This is a genomic window from Pseudoalteromonas holothuriae (genome assembly GCF_945859825.1).
GTDB lineage: Bacteria > Pseudomonadota > Gammaproteobacteria > Enterobacterales > Alteromonadaceae > Pseudoalteromonas > Pseudoalteromonas holothuriae.
Window position 1 is genome coordinate 1 of record NZ_CAMAPC010000002.1, and the last position, 22,106, is coordinate 22,106.

General features: G+C 37.9%; 15 protein-coding genes and 1 pseudogene. 11 read left to right on the forward strand and 5 right to left on the reverse strand.

The window, feature by feature from the left end; genetic code table 11:
- A pseudogene (locus OCI93_RS02335) lies at nucleotides 1–107 on the forward strand (IS982 family transposase); the annotation flags it as partial.
- Nucleotides 108–356: 249 nt separating this feature from the next.
- Here the strand turns inward: OCI93_RS02335 and OCI93_RS02340 are convergent.
- The 3 genes from OCI93_RS02340 to OCI93_RS02350 all read right to left on the reverse strand — a co-directional run bounded on the left by OCI93_RS02340 (nucleotide 357) and on the right by OCI93_RS02350 (nucleotide 5,059).
- On the reverse strand, nucleotides 357–3,527 hold the full coding sequence (locus tag OCI93_RS02340) for a lantibiotic dehydratase (protein WP_261625679.1): 3,171 nt from the start codon (nucleotides 3,525–3,527) through the stop codon (nucleotides 357–359).
- Between the two features lie 7 nt (nucleotides 3,528–3,534).
- The gene (locus OCI93_RS02345) at nucleotides 3,535–4,722 is read right to left on the reverse strand and encodes a lanthionine synthetase LanC family protein (RefSeq protein WP_261625680.1); all 1,188 of its coding nucleotides are present in this window, start codon (nucleotides 4,720–4,722) and stop codon (nucleotides 3,535–3,537) included.
- Between the two features lie 79 nt (nucleotides 4,723–4,801).
- Nucleotides 4,802–5,059: a hypothetical protein gene (locus tag OCI93_RS02350; protein ID WP_261625681.1), complete on the reverse strand. Its 258-nt coding sequence runs from the start codon at nucleotides 5,057–5,059 to the stop codon at nucleotides 4,802–4,804.
- Between the two features lie 291 nt (nucleotides 5,060–5,350).
- Here OCI93_RS02350 and OCI93_RS02355 point away from each other — a divergent pair, with 291 nt between their 5' ends.
- From OCI93_RS02355 to OCI93_RS02365, 3 genes are all read left to right on the forward strand, one after another.
- Complete coding sequence (locus OCI93_RS02355; protein WP_261625682.1) at nucleotides 5,351–9,409, forward strand: hybrid sensor histidine kinase/response regulator transcription factor; 4,059 nt, start codon at nucleotides 5,351–5,353, stop codon at nucleotides 9,407–9,409.
- 878 nt (nucleotides 9,410–10,287) lie between these two features.
- Complete coding sequence (locus OCI93_RS02360) at nucleotides 10,288–10,884, forward strand: hypothetical protein (RefSeq protein ID WP_261625683.1); 597 nt, start codon at nucleotides 10,288–10,290, stop codon at nucleotides 10,882–10,884.
- 256 nt (nucleotides 10,885–11,140) lie between these two features.
- Nucleotides 11,141–12,142: a sphingomyelin phosphodiesterase gene (locus tag OCI93_RS02365; RefSeq protein ID WP_261625684.1), complete on the forward strand. Its 1,002-nt coding sequence runs from the start codon at nucleotides 11,141–11,143 to the stop codon at nucleotides 12,140–12,142.
- A 49-nt stretch (nucleotides 12,143–12,191) separates the two neighbouring features.
- Here the strand turns inward: OCI93_RS02365 and OCI93_RS02370 are convergent, their stop codons facing one another.
- Both OCI93_RS02370 and OCI93_RS02375 read right to left on the reverse strand, forming a co-directional pair.
- Nucleotides 12,192–12,698 carry a cytochrome b/b6 domain-containing protein gene (locus tag OCI93_RS02370; protein WP_261625685.1) on the reverse strand — a complete coding sequence of 169 codons (507 nt, stop codon included), beginning with the start codon at nucleotides 12,696–12,698 and terminating at the stop codon, nucleotides 12,192–12,194.
- Nucleotides 12,699–13,106: 408 nt separating this feature from the next.
- The gene (locus OCI93_RS02375; protein WP_261625686.1) at nucleotides 13,107–14,486 is read right to left on the reverse strand and encodes a hypothetical protein; all 1,380 of its coding nucleotides are present in this window, start codon (nucleotides 14,484–14,486) and stop codon (nucleotides 13,107–13,109) included.
- Between the two features lie 245 nt (nucleotides 14,487–14,731).
- Between OCI93_RS02375 and OCI93_RS02380 the strand changes: the two genes are divergently transcribed.
- The 7 genes from OCI93_RS02380 to OCI93_RS02410 all read left to right on the forward strand — a co-directional run bounded on the left by OCI93_RS02380 (nucleotide 14,732) and on the right by OCI93_RS02410 (nucleotide 22,092).
- On the forward strand, nucleotides 14,732–15,436 hold the full coding sequence (locus OCI93_RS02380; RefSeq protein ID WP_261625687.1) for a spondin domain-containing protein: 705 nt from the start codon (nucleotides 14,732–14,734) through the stop codon (nucleotides 15,434–15,436).
- A gap of 10 nt (nucleotides 15,437–15,446) precedes the next feature.
- A complete protein-coding gene (locus OCI93_RS02385) occupies nucleotides 15,447–16,160 on the forward strand; it encodes a spondin domain-containing protein (RefSeq protein ID WP_261591837.1) in 714 nt (237 codons plus the stop codon).
- A 39-nt stretch (nucleotides 16,161–16,199) separates the two neighbouring features.
- Complete coding sequence (locus tag OCI93_RS02390) at nucleotides 16,200–16,922, forward strand: response regulator transcription factor (protein WP_261625688.1); 723 nt, start codon at nucleotides 16,200–16,202, stop codon at nucleotides 16,920–16,922.
- Between the two features lie 3 nt (nucleotides 16,923–16,925).
- On the forward strand, nucleotides 16,926–18,404 hold the full coding sequence (locus tag OCI93_RS02395) for a sensor histidine kinase (protein WP_261591839.1): 1,479 nt from the start codon (nucleotides 16,926–16,928) through the stop codon (nucleotides 18,402–18,404).
- Nucleotides 18,405–18,984: 580 nt separating this feature from the next.
- Nucleotides 18,985–19,416, forward strand: a complete 432-nt coding sequence (locus OCI93_RS02400) for an STAS domain-containing protein (RefSeq protein ID WP_261591840.1) — start codon at nucleotides 18,985–18,987, stop codon at nucleotides 19,414–19,416.
- A gap of 4 nt (nucleotides 19,417–19,420) precedes the next feature.
- Entirely contained in the window at nucleotides 19,421–20,422 is a 1,002-nt protein-coding gene (locus tag OCI93_RS02405) for an ATP-binding protein (protein ID WP_261625689.1), read from the forward strand.
- A complete protein-coding gene (locus OCI93_RS02410) occupies nucleotides 20,419–22,092 on the forward strand; it encodes a putative bifunctional diguanylate cyclase/phosphodiesterase (RefSeq protein WP_261625690.1) in 1,674 nt (557 codons plus the stop codon). Before OCI93_RS02405 ends, OCI93_RS02410 begins: the two co-directional genes overlap by 4 nt.
- The last annotated feature ends 14 nt before the right edge of the window (nucleotides 22,093–22,106 follow it).

The following is a 22,106-nucleotide window of genomic DNA, read 5'->3' on the forward strand; positions in this document are numbered from 1 at the left end:
GCTTTATGTTGAATTTAGTGGCTGGATTGGTGGCTTATTGCTTTAAAGAAAATAAGCCACACCTTAATTTAACTGACGTAGAGCTTAACGCATTAGTTATCGCTTAAGCAGATCTCAGGTTACCTAAACTAATGAAATCTCTACGCTTAGAGACTTCATTAACTATATACACTGTTAAAATTAAATAACAATAAAATTATCAAATAATTTGACTAAAATAACGCCGAAGATTTCCATGACTAATAGTTACGTTAAGTCATAAATTTCTCTATCCATAACTTATAAAATTAGATGTCTTCATCGTAAAATAAATTTATTGTTCTATGCTCACTCTCATCTTTCAAGGTATGAATATGCTAACTTTTAGTCCTATCTTCTTGATTACAAGAATATTCATAATAACGCCTCAATAAATCATAAATTACAAATTCTTGTTGTCGACTATAAGCGACAAACATGCGATTATTAAACATATGAAGAATGGCCGATAAAATATTGTTTAATGATTCAGTGAGTTGATTGCTTTCTTCAAGCCTATAATACTGAATTGCAATTTGGCGTATTTCTGAAACCTGACTTAATATTATATCTTTACAACTCTTAATTATTTCGTCATTTTTATCCAATGTGAAGTCAGTTATTATCACTTCTTGGTATTGACGGTATTTTTTCCCAAGTTCTTTTCTTAAAGTGCCTGAATCACCAAATTCACGACCAAACCCTTCCCTTAGGTTTGTTATAAAGCTAAGCTTTTGAGTAAGATCAAAATCAAAAGCGTTTAATAGTTGATCACAACCCTGCAATACTGAGCGCCAGCGATATTCGTCAGGCAGTTCATTAATTTTTCTAAGTAGTTGTAAGCATGTATTGCTATTGCTATGGAAAAGTTTTTCGGCTAATTTAACACCACTACCACCACCGTAACGCTCGACTTCTTGCTCATATGTATCTAACACAATATTATTAACGGGCCCATTTAATAGTAAGGGCTCTAAAGCTTGATTTAATCTGGGTAAAACTTCAGTTAACAACATTTGTCGATCGCCATTAAAGCGTAATCGTAAATGCCAATCAGGGTCGCCGTAACGTAAAAAGAAAAACCCTTGAATGATACCTTGATGCTGCAAACTCGTTACTAGTGGATAGATAACATTAGCAAGTACATTTTCTGCTGTACTATTGCCGAGATAAACTTTAGCACTCAACCATTCACTTCCGGGTGCAAAGCTACGTGCTACTTTACTAGCGGCTATGCATTGTAATTTATCAACTGGAGGCTGCTTAGTCTCTTCGTCATTAATATTTTGACTGCGTATTAAAGGCAGAATTAATTCATGCTTTAGACACTGTCCATCAAGTGTCGACAGTGATTTAAACTCAAAATCGAGTACCTCTTCTAAAGTAATCCAATCATGTCCATTGGTTTCTGCTAGCAATACCTCAAGCATGATGGGATTAGATAGGTTGATCAGTAAGGTATTATCGGAAACACTGTAGCTAACCCATTCAGGCAATTCTAGTTTACTCTGTAAGCTCTGCAAATATTCACCGTTCAGAGTAGAATCTGCATTCAACAAAGAGCTTATCTCTGATCGTCTTATTTTCCAGCGGCGTTTACTTAAAAGTAAGTTACCTAATTTAATGCGCGGCATATACTTAACTGAATCAAACACAGCTGAATGAGCAAAGCGCGGTAAACTAACATTTTGGTTTTGTAGCATACAAAGAAAGCTATATATACCTAAACTTCTAGCGGAATAATTATGCGCAGAAGAGAGGCGAGGAATAATTTCTTTATTATGCTTTTTCGACCATAGCTTTACGCGCGTCGACTCCACATAAACAAATAAATCATCTAAACTAATTTGGTAGTCTTGAGCTACACTTGAATCACCAACAATGGGAATTTCATACTGCCTTAATATTGGCCGTGCAATCACATTACCGAGACGTCCTTGCGGTAAATGAACAATTTCAGCATAAATAGCGTTTGGATTGCAGGCTTCTTCTTGTTTTAATAAGCCGATTGTTTTTTCTGCAAGTTCTTTATCTAAATGACAAAATCGACCTAAAAGATTAGCCGCTGATGGGCCATACCCCCCACGGAATAGCACTTCCTTTTCATCGTTATTTTTCTTTTTAGTAAATAGTTGCAACATTACGGCCATTGAGTCCGGCATAACCTGTTGGTTGATCAAGCAACCTTTAACGTCTTTACTTGAAAAGCTGACTTCTTTTTGAAACGGTTCTACCATTGAAGATACGCTTTCAATAATAAGCTGTTCAAAGGGAGTCATCGATATTTCTGCATCATTTTGATTAACGGTTTGACTAAGACCAATTCCTTTTAATAATGGCGTAGAAAAGCCCTTATCACTCGACATTGACCAACCGCTCTCATCATCAATAAACTGTTGCAATGGCATCATTCGTCCAACAAAATCTGTATTAATTTTTTTGATAACTGCCTGTAATGAATTTTTTGATGGAAGTATAATGCTATTAAATAGGACAACATCATTTATGATTTCATCGCACAACGCTTTGTCAAGCTGCAAGTTAGTGTCTGAACGAAAACAATCGACTTGAATGAGTTTATTTTCTTTAACCGGAGTTGACATAGCTTTTAGTTGTTTTGCTATATGACGATACTCATTCGGTGTATTAACCGTTTGTGAATCCATGTGTTTTAGTGACTTTAAAACGCCCTCTATCACACTGGTATGCTTATCAAATCCTGCTAAAGCAAGGCTAGTTGCAAAGCTACTATCTGGGGAGCCGCCCGTTAACGCAAGTGGTAAAATCGGTAATAATAATTGCGCATTAACAAGCTGTTGAATAAAGCTTAGTGCGTCTTCAGTTGATAGCTCATCACTTTGGCGACATAACTCCGCTGCTAAATCATTAGTATCAATCGGCAGCTTTGCATGCTCCAGCATAGATGTTACAAACGGGCAATAATCAACTGATGATAACCTATAATGCCTTTCATCGTTTGCGGTGTAACTTTCAATATATCGAATTTGATCCCCCATGCTATAGACCGTTGGATTTGTCGATAGCAATAACTTTTTATTTGTCCAATGTTCCTTCACTAATTGTTCTTGTAGCATGGATAAATAATGCATATCTAAACGAGACTTTCGTTTAATTCCTGCATTGGAGTTCAATGCAAGGAGGGTGGTATCAGATACCTTTCCTAAACTATTGTTGGAAAACAAGCCAAACGGTGTTGGCCTTCCGGTCATACGAATAAAATACTTTGCTAGAGCTAACTCAAGTTTTCTCCCTTTTTTAGAGTCAGGATCATCATACCATTGCTCAATTCGATCTAAGAGTGATGGCGAAGCAATATAGAGCGCTTCTTGAGTTTCATCCAACTCTAACCAATGATGCAATTGGTCACGAAGTTGCTGTCTATCGCTATGTTGCCAATTAACTAAATGTTGTAAGGAAAGACGAGGACTACGCAGAACAAAGAAGTCGGCAGCATAATGGCTTAATGTGGGTGAGTTTTTATCAGTCATTCTATTGTTAGTCCATTAATAGGCAAGTTTGCCAGCTAGAATCGAAATCAAGAGACGATAGCAAAGCCAAACCTATTCCTGCATACCCCTCTAATAAATTGAAGTTTTCCTGATAGCTATTGTTGACGGAGTTAAACTGCCAGAGTGAGTCGAGACCTTTAGCTGTATCAGTTGAATCTAATAGCAAGGTGTACCAATAAATAGACGCTTTTTTAAGCGGTTCTAATTTCATATGAAAATATAGGGATTGAAAAATAACAGCATTTCCACCAGCGCCATGGCACAGTGCCATATCAACGACCCCACTACTTTCTAATTTTAACGATGCGGCAACCAAAGCAATTTTTTGGGCGGTGTTCATTATAAAATCGTTACCTAAAATTTTTCCTGCATGCCACAACACTAATGAATTACAGAGGTCTCCATAACACCAAGCTAACCTAGAGTTTTTCTCATCATTATTACAATAACCAAAATAGCTATGATCAGCTTTAACGATACCCTGAGATAACATCCAATAAGCGTGATTTTTAATAACTTCTCTTAGTTTCTCTGTTGGATATTTTTGATATACCTTAGTCAATACACCTAACGTTCCGGCATTGCCATGCGCCAATCCTAGATTAAACTCAACGTCCTGTGACGCACTAAACCTAAAGTTTGATGTTATATGAGTTGGCCAAGCAAGCCCTTCAGAGAGTTCAATCTTTTTGTTTATTAGTTGTTCCAATACAATATTTAAGAGTTTTTCTCCTGTTGCCCATTGAGAGCGATTTAATGCATATAAAAGAACTCCGGTTAAACCTTGTAGTAGTTCATATTCAATTTGCTCAGATTCATCTTCTAACACTGATATTAAGTGAAGGTCTAGGCTTTCATTCAGATTAGCCGGTTCATCTATTATTCTCTGTATTAACTCTAATGTCAGGCCAATACCAGAGACGCCGGAAGTTAACCCCATATTTAGACTTTGGCTTTTTAAAGCTCTCTGTATTTTATCAATGCAATTTTGAATTAATTTATTATCGACACTATTTGGTATACTCATTTCCGCATAGACTAAAAAAAGTAGCTGCCCACTCATACCTGTAAATAACCCGGCATGCTGCTCTGAAATTATCGTTGACGTGATTTTTTGGATAATAAGTTCAAGAACCTTAATGGCTTTATTTTTATGACTTAAATTTAAACACATATACATACTCAATAAGGCAACCAGTCAATCTATTCTTTAAAAGGTTGCCTAAAATTAATTGATGATTACTTTCCTATATTTATGGACAAAAAACTCTACTCTGACCAAATCCACCACCACCACCAAAACACGCATCCATACAAGAATTCAGTATATTTGTATTTTGGTTATTACACATATGTGGGGTTGTAGGACATTGCCCTGAATGTTCGCACTCATAGGTACCAGCACAACCGTTGGTACCACCACCTGCGATATCTTTAGTTTGTGACATTGGCACAACGTCTAAATCATTAGATAACTGCATAACCGTATTTTTTTTTAACGTTAATTTCATGCTTTTATTCCTTATTAAAAATTATATTTCTCTGCCGAGAAGGTATATCTCGAAACGTTTTAGTTACTTATTGGAGATGGGATTTATTTAACTTTCCAACAACAAAAAGCATCAAAACTCATCAATTAATGCATTTTTATTCACAAGTAATTGATGATAACTACTATCTTTGAAACAAACTCGAATGCAATAATACTAATGAGACTTTCATCAATACTATTGGGACAGAAAAGTGTCCGAATGAGACAAAAAGCAAAAAAATAAAAATAACAAGAGGTTATAAATTTATAAATGAAGCAATTTCTGCCTATATTAAGCCTATTCATCGCTTTTTTATTACCGAAACACGCCGGTGCTAATGGTCTAACGTTTACTGCTTCGCCCACTCTAGTAAAAATAGTGAACTTAGATAAGGGCTCTATTGGTGCAGTTACCTCCATAGTACAAGATCAAAAAGGCTTTTTGTGGTTCGCTATGTCCAACGGTTTATTTCGATATGACGGAGATAATTTCAAGAAAATATCGCTGTCCCAACAAGCTCAACCCTTTGATTTAGTGTTAACAGACAGCACGACATTGTGGATAGCCACCTTAGAGCATGGCTTGTTCAAGCTGGATTTAGCCACGGAAAAATTAAGTCAGTTTAGCTACGACAAAAACAATGTAAATTCCATCGCTGGCAATTATTTAACAAGAATGAAACTTGACGGAGATACGCTCTGGATAGCCAGTTCTTATGGGTTGTCGAGCATAAATATCAACACAAATAATATGATTAGGCACTTTCCTAACAAAGAGCACGGCGATTTAAATATTAAGGATATTGCTTTAGATAACAACAATAAATTGTGGCTTGCGACTTACGATAAGGGTTTGTACTACTGGAATATTAACTCAAATGAGCTCAAACCGTTTGTGCCGAATAAAACATCTTTGCCTTTGCAAAGTAAAAAATTAACTAGGCTGTTACGAGATAAGGAAGGGCACTTATGGATAGGTTCTTTTAATGGTCTACAAAAGCTCGACCTTGATACTGGTAAACTTGAATCATTTGAAAAATTAAATAGCTATGTGATCAGTAGCATTGACCAAGTCGATACAAACAGCCTATGGGTAGGCACTTGGGAGTCTGGAGTAATTGTTATCGACCTCAAGTCAAAGACAGTTTCTACTCTCGATCCTGTAACTAAGGAGAGTACACCAATCAAGGGGCTAGTAAGCCATAGTATTATCGAAGATGCTGCCGAAAACTTGTGGCTTGCTACCTCAGAAGGCGTGTTTAAATCTTCTAAAATAAGTCGAGAGTTTCATCACTTTAAACATCAAGGTTCAAAAGTTTGCTCACGCAAGCAAACCCTACTAAGTAACCAACAAGATATATGGTTTAGTTGTGATAATCGTCTATACAAAGCATCCGACATTAGGATGCAAAGGCCACAGCTCGAACTCCAAACAGATAGAGAGATTTACGAGCTGGAGCAAGCCCCAAATGGCCAAATTTGGATGTCGTTTTACCGCAGCAGCCACGTATTGAGCTACAATCCTCATAACAAAGAACAAAACTACTTCTATCCAAATACAGAATCTGGGCTCCAAGGTGGAGTCGTACTGGACATAGAAATCACAGCTTCGGGAGAAGTTTGGGTTTCCACTTATGCTGCTCACTTGCCACAAAAGTTTGGGGCGCTGTATCTATTCAACAAGCAAAAACAGCAGTTTGAAGCTGCTCAATCTAAGATCAATGCGTTGGAAGCAAAGGCGATAGATAATTCTAACCTCTTACTTATCACTCCGAAAAACATACAAACCTTTAATACCAGTACCAAGGAGTTAAGCCCGTTCGACTCAATCGATGAGTTAAAAGATATTGGAAGAATAAACAGCACGTTAACCGATAGCAGTAATACAATTTGGTTCAGTGTTTATGAGGTGGGTTTGTTCAGGTACTATTTTGATTCTAGAATAATAGAAAAAGTAACTTTACTTGACAGTGTACAGGGTGGAAGTGTCATAGCAATGGCCGAAGATCTTAAACGCAACCTTTGGTTAGCCACCAATAACACCTTATTTAAATACAATCAGAAAAACAAAAAAATCTCTCAATTCACCACAAAAGATGGCATACAAGTAAGAAAGTTCAACAAAGCAAATACAATCACCGCGTCCTCTGGCGATATATACCTAGCAGCAAGTGACGGAATACTAATGTTTAATCCAGAGCAGTTGGACAAATCTCTGGCCGATTACCCAACCATGCTAACGGACTTTAAACTTAAAAATAAAAGCGTCACTCTTCAATCGCTTAACCCGCAGTCGCCTTTAACCAAAGACCTAGCTTATACAGATGAATTAAAGTTGACTTACAAAGATTATGTATTTTCTATTAACTTCAATGGCTTACATTATTCAACAAGCGACTTAGTTTACGCTTACCAATTAGAGGGCGTTGACGACGAATGGCTGGTGACTGACCAAAGAGCTCCATTTGCAACTTATACTACTTTGCCCTCAGGACAATATACTTTTAAAGTGAAAAGTGGCGAGGACATAAACAATCTAACTAGCCACTCAGCGCCCCTTATTATCTCGATTGCTCCCCCACCTTGGTTTACAGTTCCTGCTTATATAGCCTACTTCATCATAATACTATTTAGCGTTTACCTATTCACTCTGTTTAAGACTAGGTCGATAACACAAAGAAACCTAGAATTGAAAAAAGGCATTAAAGCCAGAACTGCTGAATTACAGCAAAGAAAAGATGCAATTGAGTCGCTACTTCACGATAAGCAAGCGCTTTTTGCTTATATGTCTCATGAATTCAGAACGCCATTAACCTTAATCTTAGGTCCGGTGCAAGCACTAAAAAAACAAGAAGAAGACGAACGAAAAACAAAACAGCTAACGGTAATTAACAATAACGCAAACCGATTGCTCACTATGGTTGACCACTTATTAGACTTGGCTAAAGTAGAATCGCAAAAAGAATTAAGCCGCAGTTTTTATTCCTTAGAGCAAACTCTGACTTTCATCGTCGGCGTTTTAGACTTCTATTTCAAAGATAAAAATTTATCTTTGAAAGTCAGCAAATTTAAAGACGCCACCCTTTATTTGATTAACGATTCATTGGAAAAAATGCTCATTAATCTTCTAACCAACGCTATTAAATACAACAAACCAGGCGGGCAGATAGAAATAACAATAGAGAGCAACGAGGAAGTTGCCTTCATCAAAGTGAAAGACCAAGGCATAGGAATAAAAGAAATAGAGCTACCTACCATATTTGACTTGTTCAAGCGAGCACCTAGTGTTGATGACGATAGCCTCAAAGGTACAGGAATAGGATTAGCATTGGTAAAAGAGTTAGCTCAATCTAACGGTGGTGCCATTAAGGCTGAAAGCGAATATGGCAAAGGCTCAGTATTTACGCTTTCTTTGCCGATCACAAATAAAGACGCAGACATCAATATTTCTTTCCCAAAAGTACTCCATTCACCAGAGATAACCAGCGGTAAAATAGGTAAAGCAGTTGACGAAAATGAGCTTAGCCACATCAACACTGAGCTACCTTCAGTCCTTATTATAGAAGACAATAGAGAACTTAATGTATTTTTGCACGACAGCTTGCAGAAAAACTACCGATGTTATCTGGCCCAAAGTGGAGAAGAAGGAGTAGAAATTGCAGTCAATGTGATTCCAGATATTATCCTGTGCGATCTTATGATGCCGGGTATAAGCGGATTTGAAGTTACCAAAGCATTAAAGCAAAACGAACCTACATGCCATATTCCAATTATTATGTTAACAGCTAGAAACGACTCTGAAGCTCGCCATAAAGGTTGGAAGCATAATATTGATGATTACATCCCTAAGCCTTTTAATATAGAAGAGCTGAAACTAAGGTTAGCTAGCCTACTCAATAATCGCGAGGCGCTAAAACGAGTGTTTGGCGACTGCCTAGCAGAACAAAGCCCTGTCGAGACTACACAAATATCCGATGTGACGGCCAAAGACAAAAAGTTCTTGGAGCGATTTGAGCAAGTAATAGAACGGAACTACCAATCTGAGAATTTAAACAGATCAACAGTCGCTAACGCTATGGCACTGAGCGAGCGCCAACTAAACCGAAAACTCTCAGCATTAGTAGATAACAATTTTTCTAATTACTTGAGAAAATATCGACTACGCAAATCTCTCAACTATATGAACCAAGGTTTACAAGTATCACAAGTTAGTGGCTTGGTTGGTTTCTCAACCTCGGTTTATTTTGGTAAATGCTTTAGAAACGAATTTGGCGCAACTTATACCGAATATGAAAAACAATCTCAATCACAACAAGGCACCTCTGAATAACTACTTCGTATGAAGGGTTAAGTATTCTGGTTGGTATAAAAAGCCGAGTATAGATCGGTTTTCTATCAGCTTAATTAAGAGCTAGGCCATTTGTCCCATATATTGCTTTTTGTGTATTTAGGCACAAATACTATATGATATTTGCAATAATGTTTTAGGTGAGCTTAGCTTTTCTATTCTCTCATTTTGGCCTCCTTATTCAAACTTGCCGGTTCTGTTAAAAAGGCCATTTTCTCAGATTTGCACGCCTTAACGGCAAAGCCTTGTTGAGTCTCACCGCCAGAGGCAGTGGTTTACCGAGATTGAATTAGTTTCTGGTCAAAGTAAGCTAAAAAATACACCAATAGACCATCCCCAATTAGGTTTCTTCGACCTAATAGAACAACTAGACCCTACTTATGAACTGATTGCTCTAGCGAATGTTTTCAATTGGGAAGAGCTAGAAGTCATTTTTTTAGATTATATTCACATACAGGAAAAAAGAAACAATGACACCCATTAAAAATTATTGCCAGCCTCGGCGTTTTCCATATGTATTTCAGTGTGACGATGTTCGTAGAGTTTTAATCAAAAATTTAACTGTAATTGCATGTAATAGTAAAAGTAAATATTGTTGTTTATATTCATTTTTGCAATGGGTTCAGTGTTGCGCTGTTTAAACAGTTCTTCAGAGTTGGGTCTTGATTTTTGACTTACTAGTGCTCAATTTTATAGCAAAACGTAGAACTTTATATATTTAGCTCTGTCACAAAAGAACGATATTAGATCTACAAAATTGGTTGAGCATTATATTATTTATACCATCAAAATATGAGCCAACCTCACCTCAACTTGAAACCCAATTTATTATTAGCTGATTGAAGAAAAGGAAAATACGAATGGCTTCAACCAACTTGTCCTGCAATGTTGAGCAGGGGTTTAATTTTCAAAAAGATGTACAATGTTTAATTGGGCATTTATCAGAATTAGAAATCTTTAGTGATGATAAAGGTAAGTTCAAAATGGACATGGCAGTTTCTAATCCCACAAAAGTAGGTGGGGATGAGGAAACCAAAGAGAAAGTTGTTGGTGTGATTTCAAATATCTTCTGGATGGGCGGACATGCTGATCCTATTTATATAGCGTGTCGCATTTCAACTGAAAATAAAACCACGGCCATTATACTTAAGCATACAATATTGAGCGACACCAAAGTAAAATTTAAATTTAAGTTTACTGTTTATGACTATGACCCTAAAGATAAAATCTTTTATCCTTGTTTTTACTGTGACGATAGCCTCGAAGGTTTAGTTGCTAACGCTTTTGGGGATCTCGAGTTTGGCGTGAATATGGACGCCGCCGGTGATATTGACTCTCCAAAAAACTACGATTTTTATATTGGTATTATGCCCAGTGAAGTTGCGCAAAAAGTAAACATTGCGTTTGATAAAGATGCCAAAATAACTAAGACGTGGGGTGTTACTGTCGCTTCATAGCGAATAGCAGGCACTGTCCTTCAGTGCCTGCCTCAGCTTAGCAAAAATAAGATATTTAACCCACTCAAAAAAGTCATATCTCTTTCAACAAAATCATAAAAAACCTTCATGAAAAACCTAACTTAACGCAATCATTCTGACATTTTGCATCGTTACCTTTGGGCTCCTGAATTTTCACGGTTTACCTGCTTATATTCTGCAAGTTATTGCGTGAATACCGCTATATAAAACTAAAAATGAAGTATTGGAGAACAAAATGAGAATAATAAAGCAAGTGATGTTAGCTACTTTGATGCTGCTCAGCACACATAGCATGGCTGATTCACTCAAAGTGATGGCTTATAACATTATGCAATTAAGCGTACAGGATTGGGATCAAGCTAATCGAGCACAGCGTTTACCTGCCGCTTTAATGTCGCTAAGTGACAGTCCAGATGTAATTTTAGTGAGTGAGGTGTTTAATAGTGATGGTGAACAAGCATTGGCTGCGCTATCTACCTTGTACCCTTATCAAACGCCTAATGTGGGGCAAGATTGCAGTGGCAGTGGTTGGGATGCTTTAACCGGTAATTGCTCAAATAGCCCTTTTGTTATTCGAGGCGGGGTAGTTGTTTTGTCTAAGTACCCCATCATTTCACAAAAGGCCCATGTATTTAATAATAGCTTAAGTGGCAGTTGGGATTACATGGCGAATAAAGGTTTTGCTTATGTTGAAATAGAAAAAAACACGCAACGCTATCATTTAATTGGCACACACTTACAAGCGACCCATGATGGTAATACTGAACAAGAGCACGAAGTGCGTATGGGGCAACTGAGTGAAATTCAATCTTTTATTGAGACTGAGAATATTCCTGTAAATGAACCAGTTATCATAGGCGGTGATATGAATGTTGAATGGAGTAAACAGCATGAAGTGGCTGATATGCTAGCTACCGCGCATGCAGAGTTGAATTTTAAAACGCCAGCAGTTGGCTCATTTTCAGCAAAAGATAACTGGTTTACTAAAGCCAACGCTTATTATTTTGAGTACAGCCTAGATTATAACGACACGCTCGATTATGTATTTTGGCACCGTGACCACAAGCAGCCAATCAATGCTCCAAGTATGACGGTTCGTTACCCTAAAGCACAAAATAATTGGTACTGGAGCTATCTGCGAGGTAATTGGAATCTAAGTGATGGCCGCTATTACCATGATGGTTATTACAATGAGTTATCTGACCACTACCCAGTACAAGTTAACCTAGAATTTTAACTTTTGTAATGGCGTAAACAATCTAATGCCATAATTTTAGTAGTGCGTTTTACTTCTTTGTAAGTAAAGCGCCAAAAAAATGTACAAAAATAAGCCATAATATTACTTGCTTTAATAGCATATGGTAATCATGAAACTCTGGGAAAATACCATAAAAATTAGCTTTATCAGGGGTAAATTCCATGCCGAATATGACCAACGGGATCTCATAATTATTTATCATAGCGATGCCTGTGCCCATGAGCATAAAAACGCTTAAATACATGGTGGCATGAACAATTCTAATAACCCATTCGTGGAATTTATTTTTAGGTTTAGCCCGTGACAGAGTGGCCTTAGTTGTGAATAAAAAAGCTAACCGAGCAGCGATTAATAAAACCAATAAAATACCCATTGTTGCATGTGTTTGAATTGCTTCTTGGCGATGTAAATCTTGGCCTTTAATAGCCCAATCGGTGTTATGAAGTTGGCTTGAAAGGTTCATTAACATAAATAATAGTAATAGTGCTACACCCCAGTGAAGTGCTCTATCGATAATGTAGGATTTTGATTTCATAGCGTACCTGCTGTTTCATCTTTGTTATGGACTATCTTTAATTACCCTAAGTTTTGAGTAAAGGAGGCTTTTGTATGTGATGTTAGCTAACTTCAGGCTTGCTTAGGGCTAAGTCGAAGTTAAAATAATGTGCTCTCACGTTATTGTAATATCCATGTGTAATCACTAACGCTACACTCACTTGTAAAATACTAAAACTTTGGTATTTACTCAGCTTAACACCTAATTTTATTTTAGTTGCTAATTTAGCAGCGCGATAATGATTAACGGCTGCTAGCTTATTCTATAGGTGCATTTAATAAGAGTATAGTTTTAAAGTTTCTAACTTGATTTGCAAAGGGTCGAACGAGTTGCGTAACAATTAAAATACTTATAATTGAACATTTTTGTAATCCACATTATAAAGCACTACTGCGGCTTGTTTTCTACTGCCTCATCCATTAGCTCGATAGCAACTATTTCAGAGCGGTTCATGGTTAATTTATATCGCTCTAGCTGTGTGCTTTGTTCGCTAGTAAAGCGCAGTACAAGGTTAATTTGGTAGCGACGTTCTACAGATTTTTTTGATATCTTTTGGCCATCTAAGGTATACAGTTTTCCTGCGCCTTTTTTAAGGTAGCGAACAAATGAGGCCATGTTAAAAGTAATACGTTGTTGTACTTCATCATACCCAGGTAAAAACTCACTCACATTAACCTGATTTTTGCTGCAAAAATGCATTAAGTTGGCAGCTTGTTTGTTTTGCTGCCTACGTTGTTTAAGTAACTTGTCCACTTCAGGGGGCAGGTCTTTTTTGCGGATATGCTCAAGCCAAATGGTTTGCGTGCAAACAATGTCTTCGCTTACTGAATTTTTGAAATTATTACGCCACTTGGGCCGACCTCGTTGAATTGTTCGCCATGCCCATTGGGTTAAGTCTTCTTTGAATGTTTCTCGTAGTCCATAAATTACACCTAATAGCGCGATAAGTGCCACGGTTACTTCTTGAAAATTCGAGCGCGCATTGAGCACAATAAACATCACAAATGCCATGATAACGCCAGTTACTAGACCTTTTACAAGTCGCTTTAAGTTTAATGTTAAGTCTATGGTTTGTTTATTAAAAACAACACCATACTCAATAAGCCGCTCAAGTAACTTCATTTTATTAGTGATTCTATTTGGGTCTTCTAGTGTTACTTGCGAGTTATATGTTCGCGCGGCTCGGTATTGGTTTTCTTGCTGACAAAAGTTGATAAGTATGGTTCGCTCTTCACTAAATTCACTTGATTTTGGGCCATTAGACAATAGCTTTAAAAATGCTTGTTCGGTATGCCAACTAAGATAGTTATCGGCGTTTTGAAAGTACGATTTGAGTTTATTATCAGGTGGGGTGTAGCGCCGTAAGTTTTTCAGCAAGCGATCAGTTTGCTCTACCAACACTGCAGCGGCTGGAAAAAAATCATTAGGTTCTTTAAGTTGTAGTGTCGCTTTCAGGTCGGCTTCCAATGCAATTCTAAGTTGATAACAAAATAGGTTGAGGTTGAGTCGATAGCCTGTTTTTTCTCTTTTGGTTTGGCTAATAAAGCGACTATGAACAAGTGGCAGATGTATTTGTTCAGAGTAGTAAGCACTGTGAGATTTAATATTAGCATTGAAAAAATCAACTTCGTTGAGCGTACTGTCATTGATCCCCATATCGGTAGGGATTGAAAAATAAAGGTCGAGCTGGTTGGTTTCTTTAGGAAGAAGCTGATAGTTAATCTTGAAGGATAAATTTTCGTCTTGGCTTAGTTTTGCTCTACTCACTCTTACTTACTACCTCCTATATTAATGTCTTTATAGTTTAGCACAAATGCTTTAGTTACATTGGTTTATGTTTATTAATAGTGTTTTTGTTTGGCCTGTATTTAGTGATTTAGTCGTTTTATTGTTGGATGGGTCGTGACTAACTTGTACTTAGATTGTGATAAAAAAGTGATATTTTGGTGAAACCAACGAGATATTTATCTTGCATTCTTAGTCTTGTCATAACAACTAAGAAAGAGAATATCATGAAGGCAAAATTACTATCACTTGTATGCACGAGCAGTTTATTGGCAATGTCAGTAGCACAGGCTGCTGATATAGATGTAAAAATTACTAACCTCACTCAAGGTATTTACTTCACACCAATACTCGTTGGTGCGCACAATAGCGATGCGCATTTGTTTCAAACAGGCCAAACTGCATCAGATGGACTGCAAGCCATGGCAGAGGGCGGCAGTATTGATGCGTTATCAGCAACTCTAGATAGTATTAATGCCAATACACTAGCAAACCCAGCAGCAGGTTTATTGGCACCAGCCAGTTCTGCGATGGGCAGCTTAACCACCACACAAGACAATACCACGCTGTCTATCGTTGCCATGATGCTCCCTACCAATGATGGGTTTGTTGGTTTAGATGGTTGGGAAATACCAACTGAAGCCGGTACTTATCATATATACCTAAATGCATACGATGCCGGTACTGAAGCAAACAACGAATTGGTTGTTGACGGTTCTGGCGCACCGGGTACGCCTGGGATCCCAGCCTCACCAGGCATGGCGCCTGGCACACAGGGCAGTGGTCTTACAACCACCGAAAGTAACATGATGGTACATATTCATCGCGGAAACGTAGGGGATGATGAAGCTGTCGGAGGAAAAAGTGATTTACACAACACGGTTCACCGTTGGTTAAACCCTGTTGCTAAAGTGACAGTAACGGTTAAATAAGGGGCATATTATGAATAAGTTTACCCCAATCATTCCTCTTGCATGTTTGCTACTGGCGGCATGTGGTAGTGATAACGATAGCAACACGATTGTTACTCCGGTTCCACCAACACCAGACCCTGCACCAATGCAATATGAGTTTAAGGTCACAGCAATTAACTTAACAAATGCTCAGCCTTTATCGCCACTGGGTGCTGCATTACATACCAGTGGTCAGTTTTGGCAAATTGGTGAAATGGCAAGTCTTGAATTAGAGCAATTAGCTGAAGGTGGCGATAACTCAGGCTTACTTGGACTACCTGTTGTGAACAGTTCAGCATCGAGTGAAGGTGCTGTTGGGCCGGGTCAAATGATTGAGCTAATGCTCACTACAACGAGCTTAATGGATCAAAAACTATCGTTAGTTAGCATGATGGTGAATACAAATGACGGCTTTACGGGTCTTAATAGCATCGATGTATCACAAATGTCTGTTGGTGATTACGCCAAGATGACTACCCGAGCTTATGATTCGGGCACTGAAGCTAACTCTGAACAAAGTGGTTCTATGCCAGGTCCTGCTGATGGTGGAGAGGGTTTTAATGCACTGCGTGATGATGTTGATAAAGTGGCTATGCACCCCGGAGTTGTAAGTAATGATGACGGATTAAGTACGTCAGTACTAACCTCAGCACACAAATTCGACAACCCGCTCATGGCCGTAACGATAACAAGAGTTAAATAACGCCTATACGCACAGTGTGGGCGATGAAAAGGCCACATTATGCAACCACAGGTACTTATAGTAGAAGACGATCAAGATATTGCGCGTCTTCTACAAGTTCATTTAACTGAATTATCATTGGGTGTTGATCATGTGTTTGATGGAGAAAGCGCAATCGATAAGCTGCAACATGGAAACTACGCCATTGTTTTACTTGATATCATGCTGCCAGGGGTTGACGGTTTAACACTGTGTAGAGAGATTAAAACTTCAACACCCCATATTAGTGTTGTGCTATTAACGTCTAAAAGTAGTGAAATGGACCGCATTATTGGCCTTGAAATGGGCGCTGATGATTATATTTGCAAACCATTCAGTTATAGAGAGTTCCAAGCGCGAGTCAAAGCGCAGTTGCGTCATGTTAGGTTACTGCAAGCCACAGAACATCAAAATGCGCAGCCAGAACATGCGCCTTTACAATTAGGGCGATTAGGCATTGATACTATTTGTCATGAAGCCAGTTTAGGGGCTAAAACACTGGATTTAACCGCGACGGAATTTGAGTTGCTGCATTTTTTTGCAGCGCACCCAAATCAAGTGTTTTCAAGAAACCAGTTGCTTGAATCAGTCTGGGGCTATCAACACTCGGGTTATGAGCATACCGTCAACTCACATATTAATAGATTGCGCAGTAAACTCGAAAAATTTGGCGGAGAAGGCGTTATTGAAACCGTTTGGGGCGTAGGGTACAAGCTCAGCACTAAACAACTAACACAGGCATAAGCCATGAAATTTTCTCTATATCATAAGCTTGCTATGTCACTGGCAGGTATCTTTATTTTAATTGCCTCTTTGTTTATTTGGTGGACACAAGCGCTGTCGCAAGTATCGCGTGCCCAAGCAGAACAACAGTTACATTTGGGGTTAGCAGAGCATCTAGTGGGAGATAACCCTTTGCTCAAGCAAGGCGTTTATGATTATGAGGCGCTTGAAAATCTATTTCATACTTTAATGATTCTGGGTCCATCGTTTGAGTTTTACTTTATTGACCCCAGTGGAAAGCTACTCACATACTCAGCAAAACCCGGTGAAGTAAAACGCCAGCATATTGATTTAGTGCCTTTAATAAAGTTAATTGAGCGACCACAGCACTTACCTATTTATGGTGACGATCCGCGTAACTTGTCAGGTGAAAAAATCTTTTCTGTTGCTCCTGTATATAATGAAGACACATTGCAAGGCTACTTGTACGTTATTATTGGTTCAAAACTCTATGATTCCATTATTAGTAATATTAAAAGTAATGATCAAGTAGTTATAGGGCTTAGTTGGTTAGGTCTTGCATTAGGGTTTTTGCTTACGGCTTTATTACTATTGTTTAGATATTTAACCCGTCCTGTAGCAGCATTAACCGAACATATAAAGCAGTTGGAACATGTGCAGTTTGATATCAGCAAAATCACCTTGCTAGATTGGGACAAGGCGCATAGTAATGAAGTACACCAGCTAGGTTACAGTGTTAACAAAATGGTTAAAACTATTGACCATCAAGTTAAACAACTGGCTGAACTTGATGAGCAACGTCGTCAATTACTTGCCCATTTATCTCACGATTTGCGCACCCCCTTAGCATCGCTGCAAGGCTATTTGGAAGTAATTTCACTAAAAAAACATGGCCCCGAACAGCAAGCACTTCACCTAGATATTGCAATGAAAAATTGCAGTCAGCTTAAATCGTTGATTGACCAAATTTTTGAATTAGCGCATTTAGAGTCAGGTCGTACTAATGTGCAATTTGAAGTGTTCAATTTAGGGGAGTTACTTTACGATGTGATGGCTAAGTTTGCCATTCGTGCTGAAAAACTGGGGGTGTCATTAGCTATATTTCCTACCGAGTGTGACATAAAAGCTTACTCAGACATTGGTAAACTAGAGCGAGTACTCACCAACTTAATAGAGAATGCACTGCGCCATACGAATGAAAACGGTGCAATTAGCATTGAAATTAACCAATATGGTGAGCATTTAACGGTGGCAGTTAAAGATACTGGGGTAGGAATTTCAGCCAAAGAGTTGCCGTATATTTTTGAAGCTCGATATCGAGCGAGTAACGCCAAAGGTTGTAAAAAGTCTCATGCAGGACTTGGCTTAGCCATCACTGAACGTTTAATTAAGTTATTGAAAACTGAAATACGTGTACAAAGTAAAGTAGGCGTAGGGACTGAATTTAGTTTTCAACTTAGAGAAGCCGAACCTTATATTTAATAGTCGTAATTTTAACTAAAGTGGCTCGCAAGAAGGCGAGTGTAATACCTATTTTATTAAAATATTGATCATTCTAGCGAGCTTAATGACTCATTAACTGTGTTAAAAATCATTTATCTGTCGCACTATCAGGTAGTTTATTTAATGCAATGGTATAAAAGTAAAAATAAGCGCATTTTGAGTGGTGAGCGAGTCAAAGTGTACTGCAAAAGTGTTAAAGCCCCTAACATAGGCTGAATGCTGTTGTTATCTAAATCAGTCTTCATAGTTTTGCAGTACAAAACGATTAAGGCTAATGCTCTGATTGGTCATTATTTTTACCGTGCATTTTTAAAATTGCAGTGTAAAAATATCAGTACCTAAGCACCAGACTTTAAAATATAAAAAATTTAAAGTCTGGTGTTTTTCGTTATTTTATTAACTACCCATTATTTATATCGCACACCTCTTGTTATCAAATTGTAAATGTAAGTCGTGTAAAAATTAATTTCCTTCTACCTATATATGTACATTTTTTAATACTGACTATAATCATTTTATAAGTTGATATTAAGTTATTCATGTTCCAAGGAGGAATTCTATGTCACCTCAAGATGTAGCCATTAGCCGTAAACATATTATTGGTGAAGTGCCGATGATCGTCTGCGAAATTGCTGAACGCTGCTTATACACTGGCTTTTTTGGTTCAATTGATTCTGGGCGAATGGCCCAAATTACCGACTCTTTGACCATACGCTGCGAAAAAGAGAAATCTGAAGCCGTCATTGTTGACCTAGCTAACGTAGACGCGATTGATACTGCGGTAGCAACACATTTAGTTAGATTAGGTAAAGTACTCGAACTTGTTGGTGTAAAAGTTATTTTTTGCGGCATCAAAGGCAATATTGCACGTACTATGATCACCGCAGGTGTCGAGTTCGACATATTCAAAATCGCGAGAGACTTAAAGTCAGCATTGGTTTTTTACTATAAGTCGATTGGTTTTGAATTGGTAAAAATACAAAAGCAGTAAGCGTGTGAATATCGCTGTAACAAATAGTGTGGTTATCACGATTGAAGAGCCTGAAGATGCGTATTATGTCGCACAAGAAGCGCGACATTTGGCATTTGAGCTTGGGTTTTCTGACTTTGATATTGGTATGATAACCATTGCAGTGGCAGAAATTGCCACTAATGTTGTGCGTTATGCTTTGCCCGGCATCGCTACCCTTAAAAAACTTGAACTAGACAAAGGAATTGAAGTTACCATCGAAGATAACGGGCCCGGTATTTCAGATCTTGAACAGGCGATGGTTGATGGTTTTAGTACCCACTGCGAGCCGAGTATTGGTAAAGGATTAGGATCTGCTAATCGGTGTGTTGAAGAGTTTATCGTCAATAAAACCGATTCTAACGGTACGTCAATCACGCTACGTCACTATTTACCACTACTTGACAATTTAATTGAAAAAATTGGCATTTCATTTCCAGCTGTTGGCCTTCATGACAATGGTGATCAATATTGTTTAAAGCAATATCAAGGGGATAAACTTTTTGCCTGTGTGATAGATGGCGCTGGCAAAGGGGCTAATGCAGCCGTTGCATCTCAATACGCATTAGGTATCGCTCAAAAGCACTACAGAGATAGTTTTGATTCCATCATTAAACAATGCCACTGTGCTCTTAAAATTCGTCGACCTTTTCGCCCTGTACAAATGGCCTTATTACGATTAACGCCTGATTCACTTGAGTTTTGTGCCATTGGTGATGTAGGCATAAAAATCATTGCTGACAGCAAAGAAAGCTTTGCTGTTCATGATGGTAGCGTGGGCTTAACACTTCCTAAAAAAATTCATATTCATCAAATTGATAGACCTAAAAACTTGACTGTTTTTTTACATTCCGATGGTGTGGTATTACCTAATGATATTAATCTAGATAGTCAAATTTCATTAGAGCGTAGCAGCTGTCAACTCTACAACCAAGTAGCACTCGCCAATGACGATGCAACATTAATTGTTATTAGAGATAAATTATGAACAATCTATTCGACCAAACTACTACCTTACGCCAGCAGCTATCAAGTATTGTTGCTGCCATTCCGTTTGGCGTGGTTGTATTGTCTGATTCTCATGAAGTTGAGATCATTAATTCATCAGCACTGGATTACATCGGTATTGATGACAAAACACCCTCGGATATTATTGATAAAGACTACCAAGACACTTTATCGTACGTACCTCAGATTATTGATAAATACGAAAATCTGATTGTGACAGGTAAAAGGGCCAGCTTTTCATTACCTTTTACTAGCATACTAAACGAGTTAGATTTATATATTACGTGTCAAAAAATGCTCCAAGGTACGCTTTTTATTATTGAAGACCGTACTGAGAAAAAAGCCTTACTCTATGAAACATCGCATGATCACTTAACACAATTACTTAATCGTCAATGCTTTGAACAAAGACTAGAAGATAAGTTTAAAGAAAGTGGCACAAAATGCACATCCGTATTGGCGTTTATAGATTTAGATAGGTTTAAATTGATTAACGATATTGCAGGGCATGCCTTTGGTGATGAAGTACTAAAACGCGTGACTACGGCTATCTTAAGTTGTGTGAGAGACATTGATGATGCTGCGCGAATTGGTGGAGATGAATTTGCGATATTAATTAAGAATTGTTCGTTAAATCGAGCGAAAGACATTGTGAAAGTTATTTTGCAAAAGGTTGAAAACATAAACTTAATACATTCAGGAAAAGTACTCAATGTGAGTCTTTCCGCAGGCATTGCGCCTATTGAGCCAACTAAGTACCATAATGCGAGTCAGGTTATTAACGCTGCAGATACAGCTTGTCGTTTAGCCAAAGCTGATAACGAAGATCGCATTCATATTATTGATACCTGCAATGGCGAGTATGCAAGCTACCTGAAAGATACCAACCTATTAAATGTCATTAATAACGCGATTGCCAATAATACGTTTTATCTTGTTGCGCAAGAAATCGCACCTATGCATAATAATATGGCGCATCAGCATTATGAAATACTCCTCAGGTTAAAATCTGAAGATGGCGCGAATATACCACCGAATTTATTTATTCCGGTTGCTGAACGCTCACGGGTAATGTCAAAGATTGACCGTTGGGTTATTGCAGAAACGTTTTCAAAAATCACCCCAGAATTAAATCTATCTATTAACTTATCTGGACAATCATTGTCTGATATGACACTCGCAACCTTCATCTTAGAGCTGACTCAGCGATATCAAGTTAACCCTGAGCAAGTCACTTTTGAAATTACAGAAACAGCAGCAATTGAAAATATCGAAAAAACGAAAGACTTTATCAGTTCACTAAAAGATAACGGCTTTACCTTTTCGTTAGATGATTTTGGTACAGGTCTGTCTTCTTATCAATATTTAAAAAACTTACCCATTGATTACATTAAGATTGACGGTATGTTCGTAAAAGACATTGACGATGATGAGTTTTCACATGCTATGGTGCGTTCTATTAATGACTTTGCTCATACAATTGGGCTTAAAACGATTGCTGAATTTGCCTCAAATGCGCTTATTATGAAAAGACTTGAGGAGTTAGGGGTCGATTACGCACAGGGCTTTTATATTCATAAGCCACAATTGCTTACGGAGCTTATTAGCGAGAAGCAAAAAAAGAACAAGGCGTTATACAGTATTGGTTAGTTTGGTTTATTGGA

Excerpts from the sequence above, each read along its gene's own strand:
- OCI93_RS02340 (WP_261625679.1), bottom strand. The coding sequence starts at position 3,527 with ATGACTGATAAAAACTCACCCACATTAAGCCATTATGCTGCCGACTTC.
- OCI93_RS02345 (WP_261625680.1), bottom strand. The coding sequence starts at position 4,722 with ATGTGTTTAAATTTAAGTCATAAAAATAAAGCCATTAAGGTTCTTGAA.
- OCI93_RS02350 (WP_261625681.1), bottom strand. The coding sequence starts at position 5,059 with ATGAAATTAACGTTAAAAAAAAATACGGTTATGCAGTTATCTAATGAT.
- OCI93_RS02355 (WP_261625682.1), top strand. The coding sequence starts at position 5,351 with ATGAAGCAATTTCTGCCTATATTAAGCCTATTCATCGCTTTTTTATTA.
- OCI93_RS02360 (WP_261625683.1), top strand. The coding sequence starts at position 10,288 with ATGGCTTCAACCAACTTGTCCTGCAATGTTGAGCAGGGGTTTAATTTT.
- OCI93_RS02365 (WP_261625684.1), top strand. The coding sequence starts at position 11,141 with ATGAGAATAATAAAGCAAGTGATGTTAGCTACTTTGATGCTGCTCAGC.
- OCI93_RS02370 (WP_261625685.1), bottom strand. The coding sequence starts at position 12,698 with ATGAAATCAAAATCCTACATTATCGATAGAGCACTTCACTGGGGTGTA.
- OCI93_RS02380 (WP_261625687.1), top strand. The coding sequence starts at position 14,732 with ATGAAGGCAAAATTACTATCACTTGTATGCACGAGCAGTTTATTGGCA.
- OCI93_RS02385 (WP_261591837.1), top strand. The coding sequence starts at position 15,447 with ATGAATAAGTTTACCCCAATCATTCCTCTTGCATGTTTGCTACTGGCG.
- OCI93_RS02390 (WP_261625688.1), top strand. The coding sequence starts at position 16,200 with ATGCAACCACAGGTACTTATAGTAGAAGACGATCAAGATATTGCGCGT.
- OCI93_RS02395 (WP_261591839.1), top strand. The coding sequence starts at position 16,926 with ATGAAATTTTCTCTATATCATAAGCTTGCTATGTCACTGGCAGGTATC.
- OCI93_RS02400 (WP_261591840.1), top strand. The coding sequence starts at position 18,985 with ATGTCACCTCAAGATGTAGCCATTAGCCGTAAACATATTATTGGTGAA.
- OCI93_RS02410 (WP_261625690.1), top strand. The coding sequence starts at position 20,419 with ATGAACAATCTATTCGACCAAACTACTACCTTACGCCAGCAGCTATCA.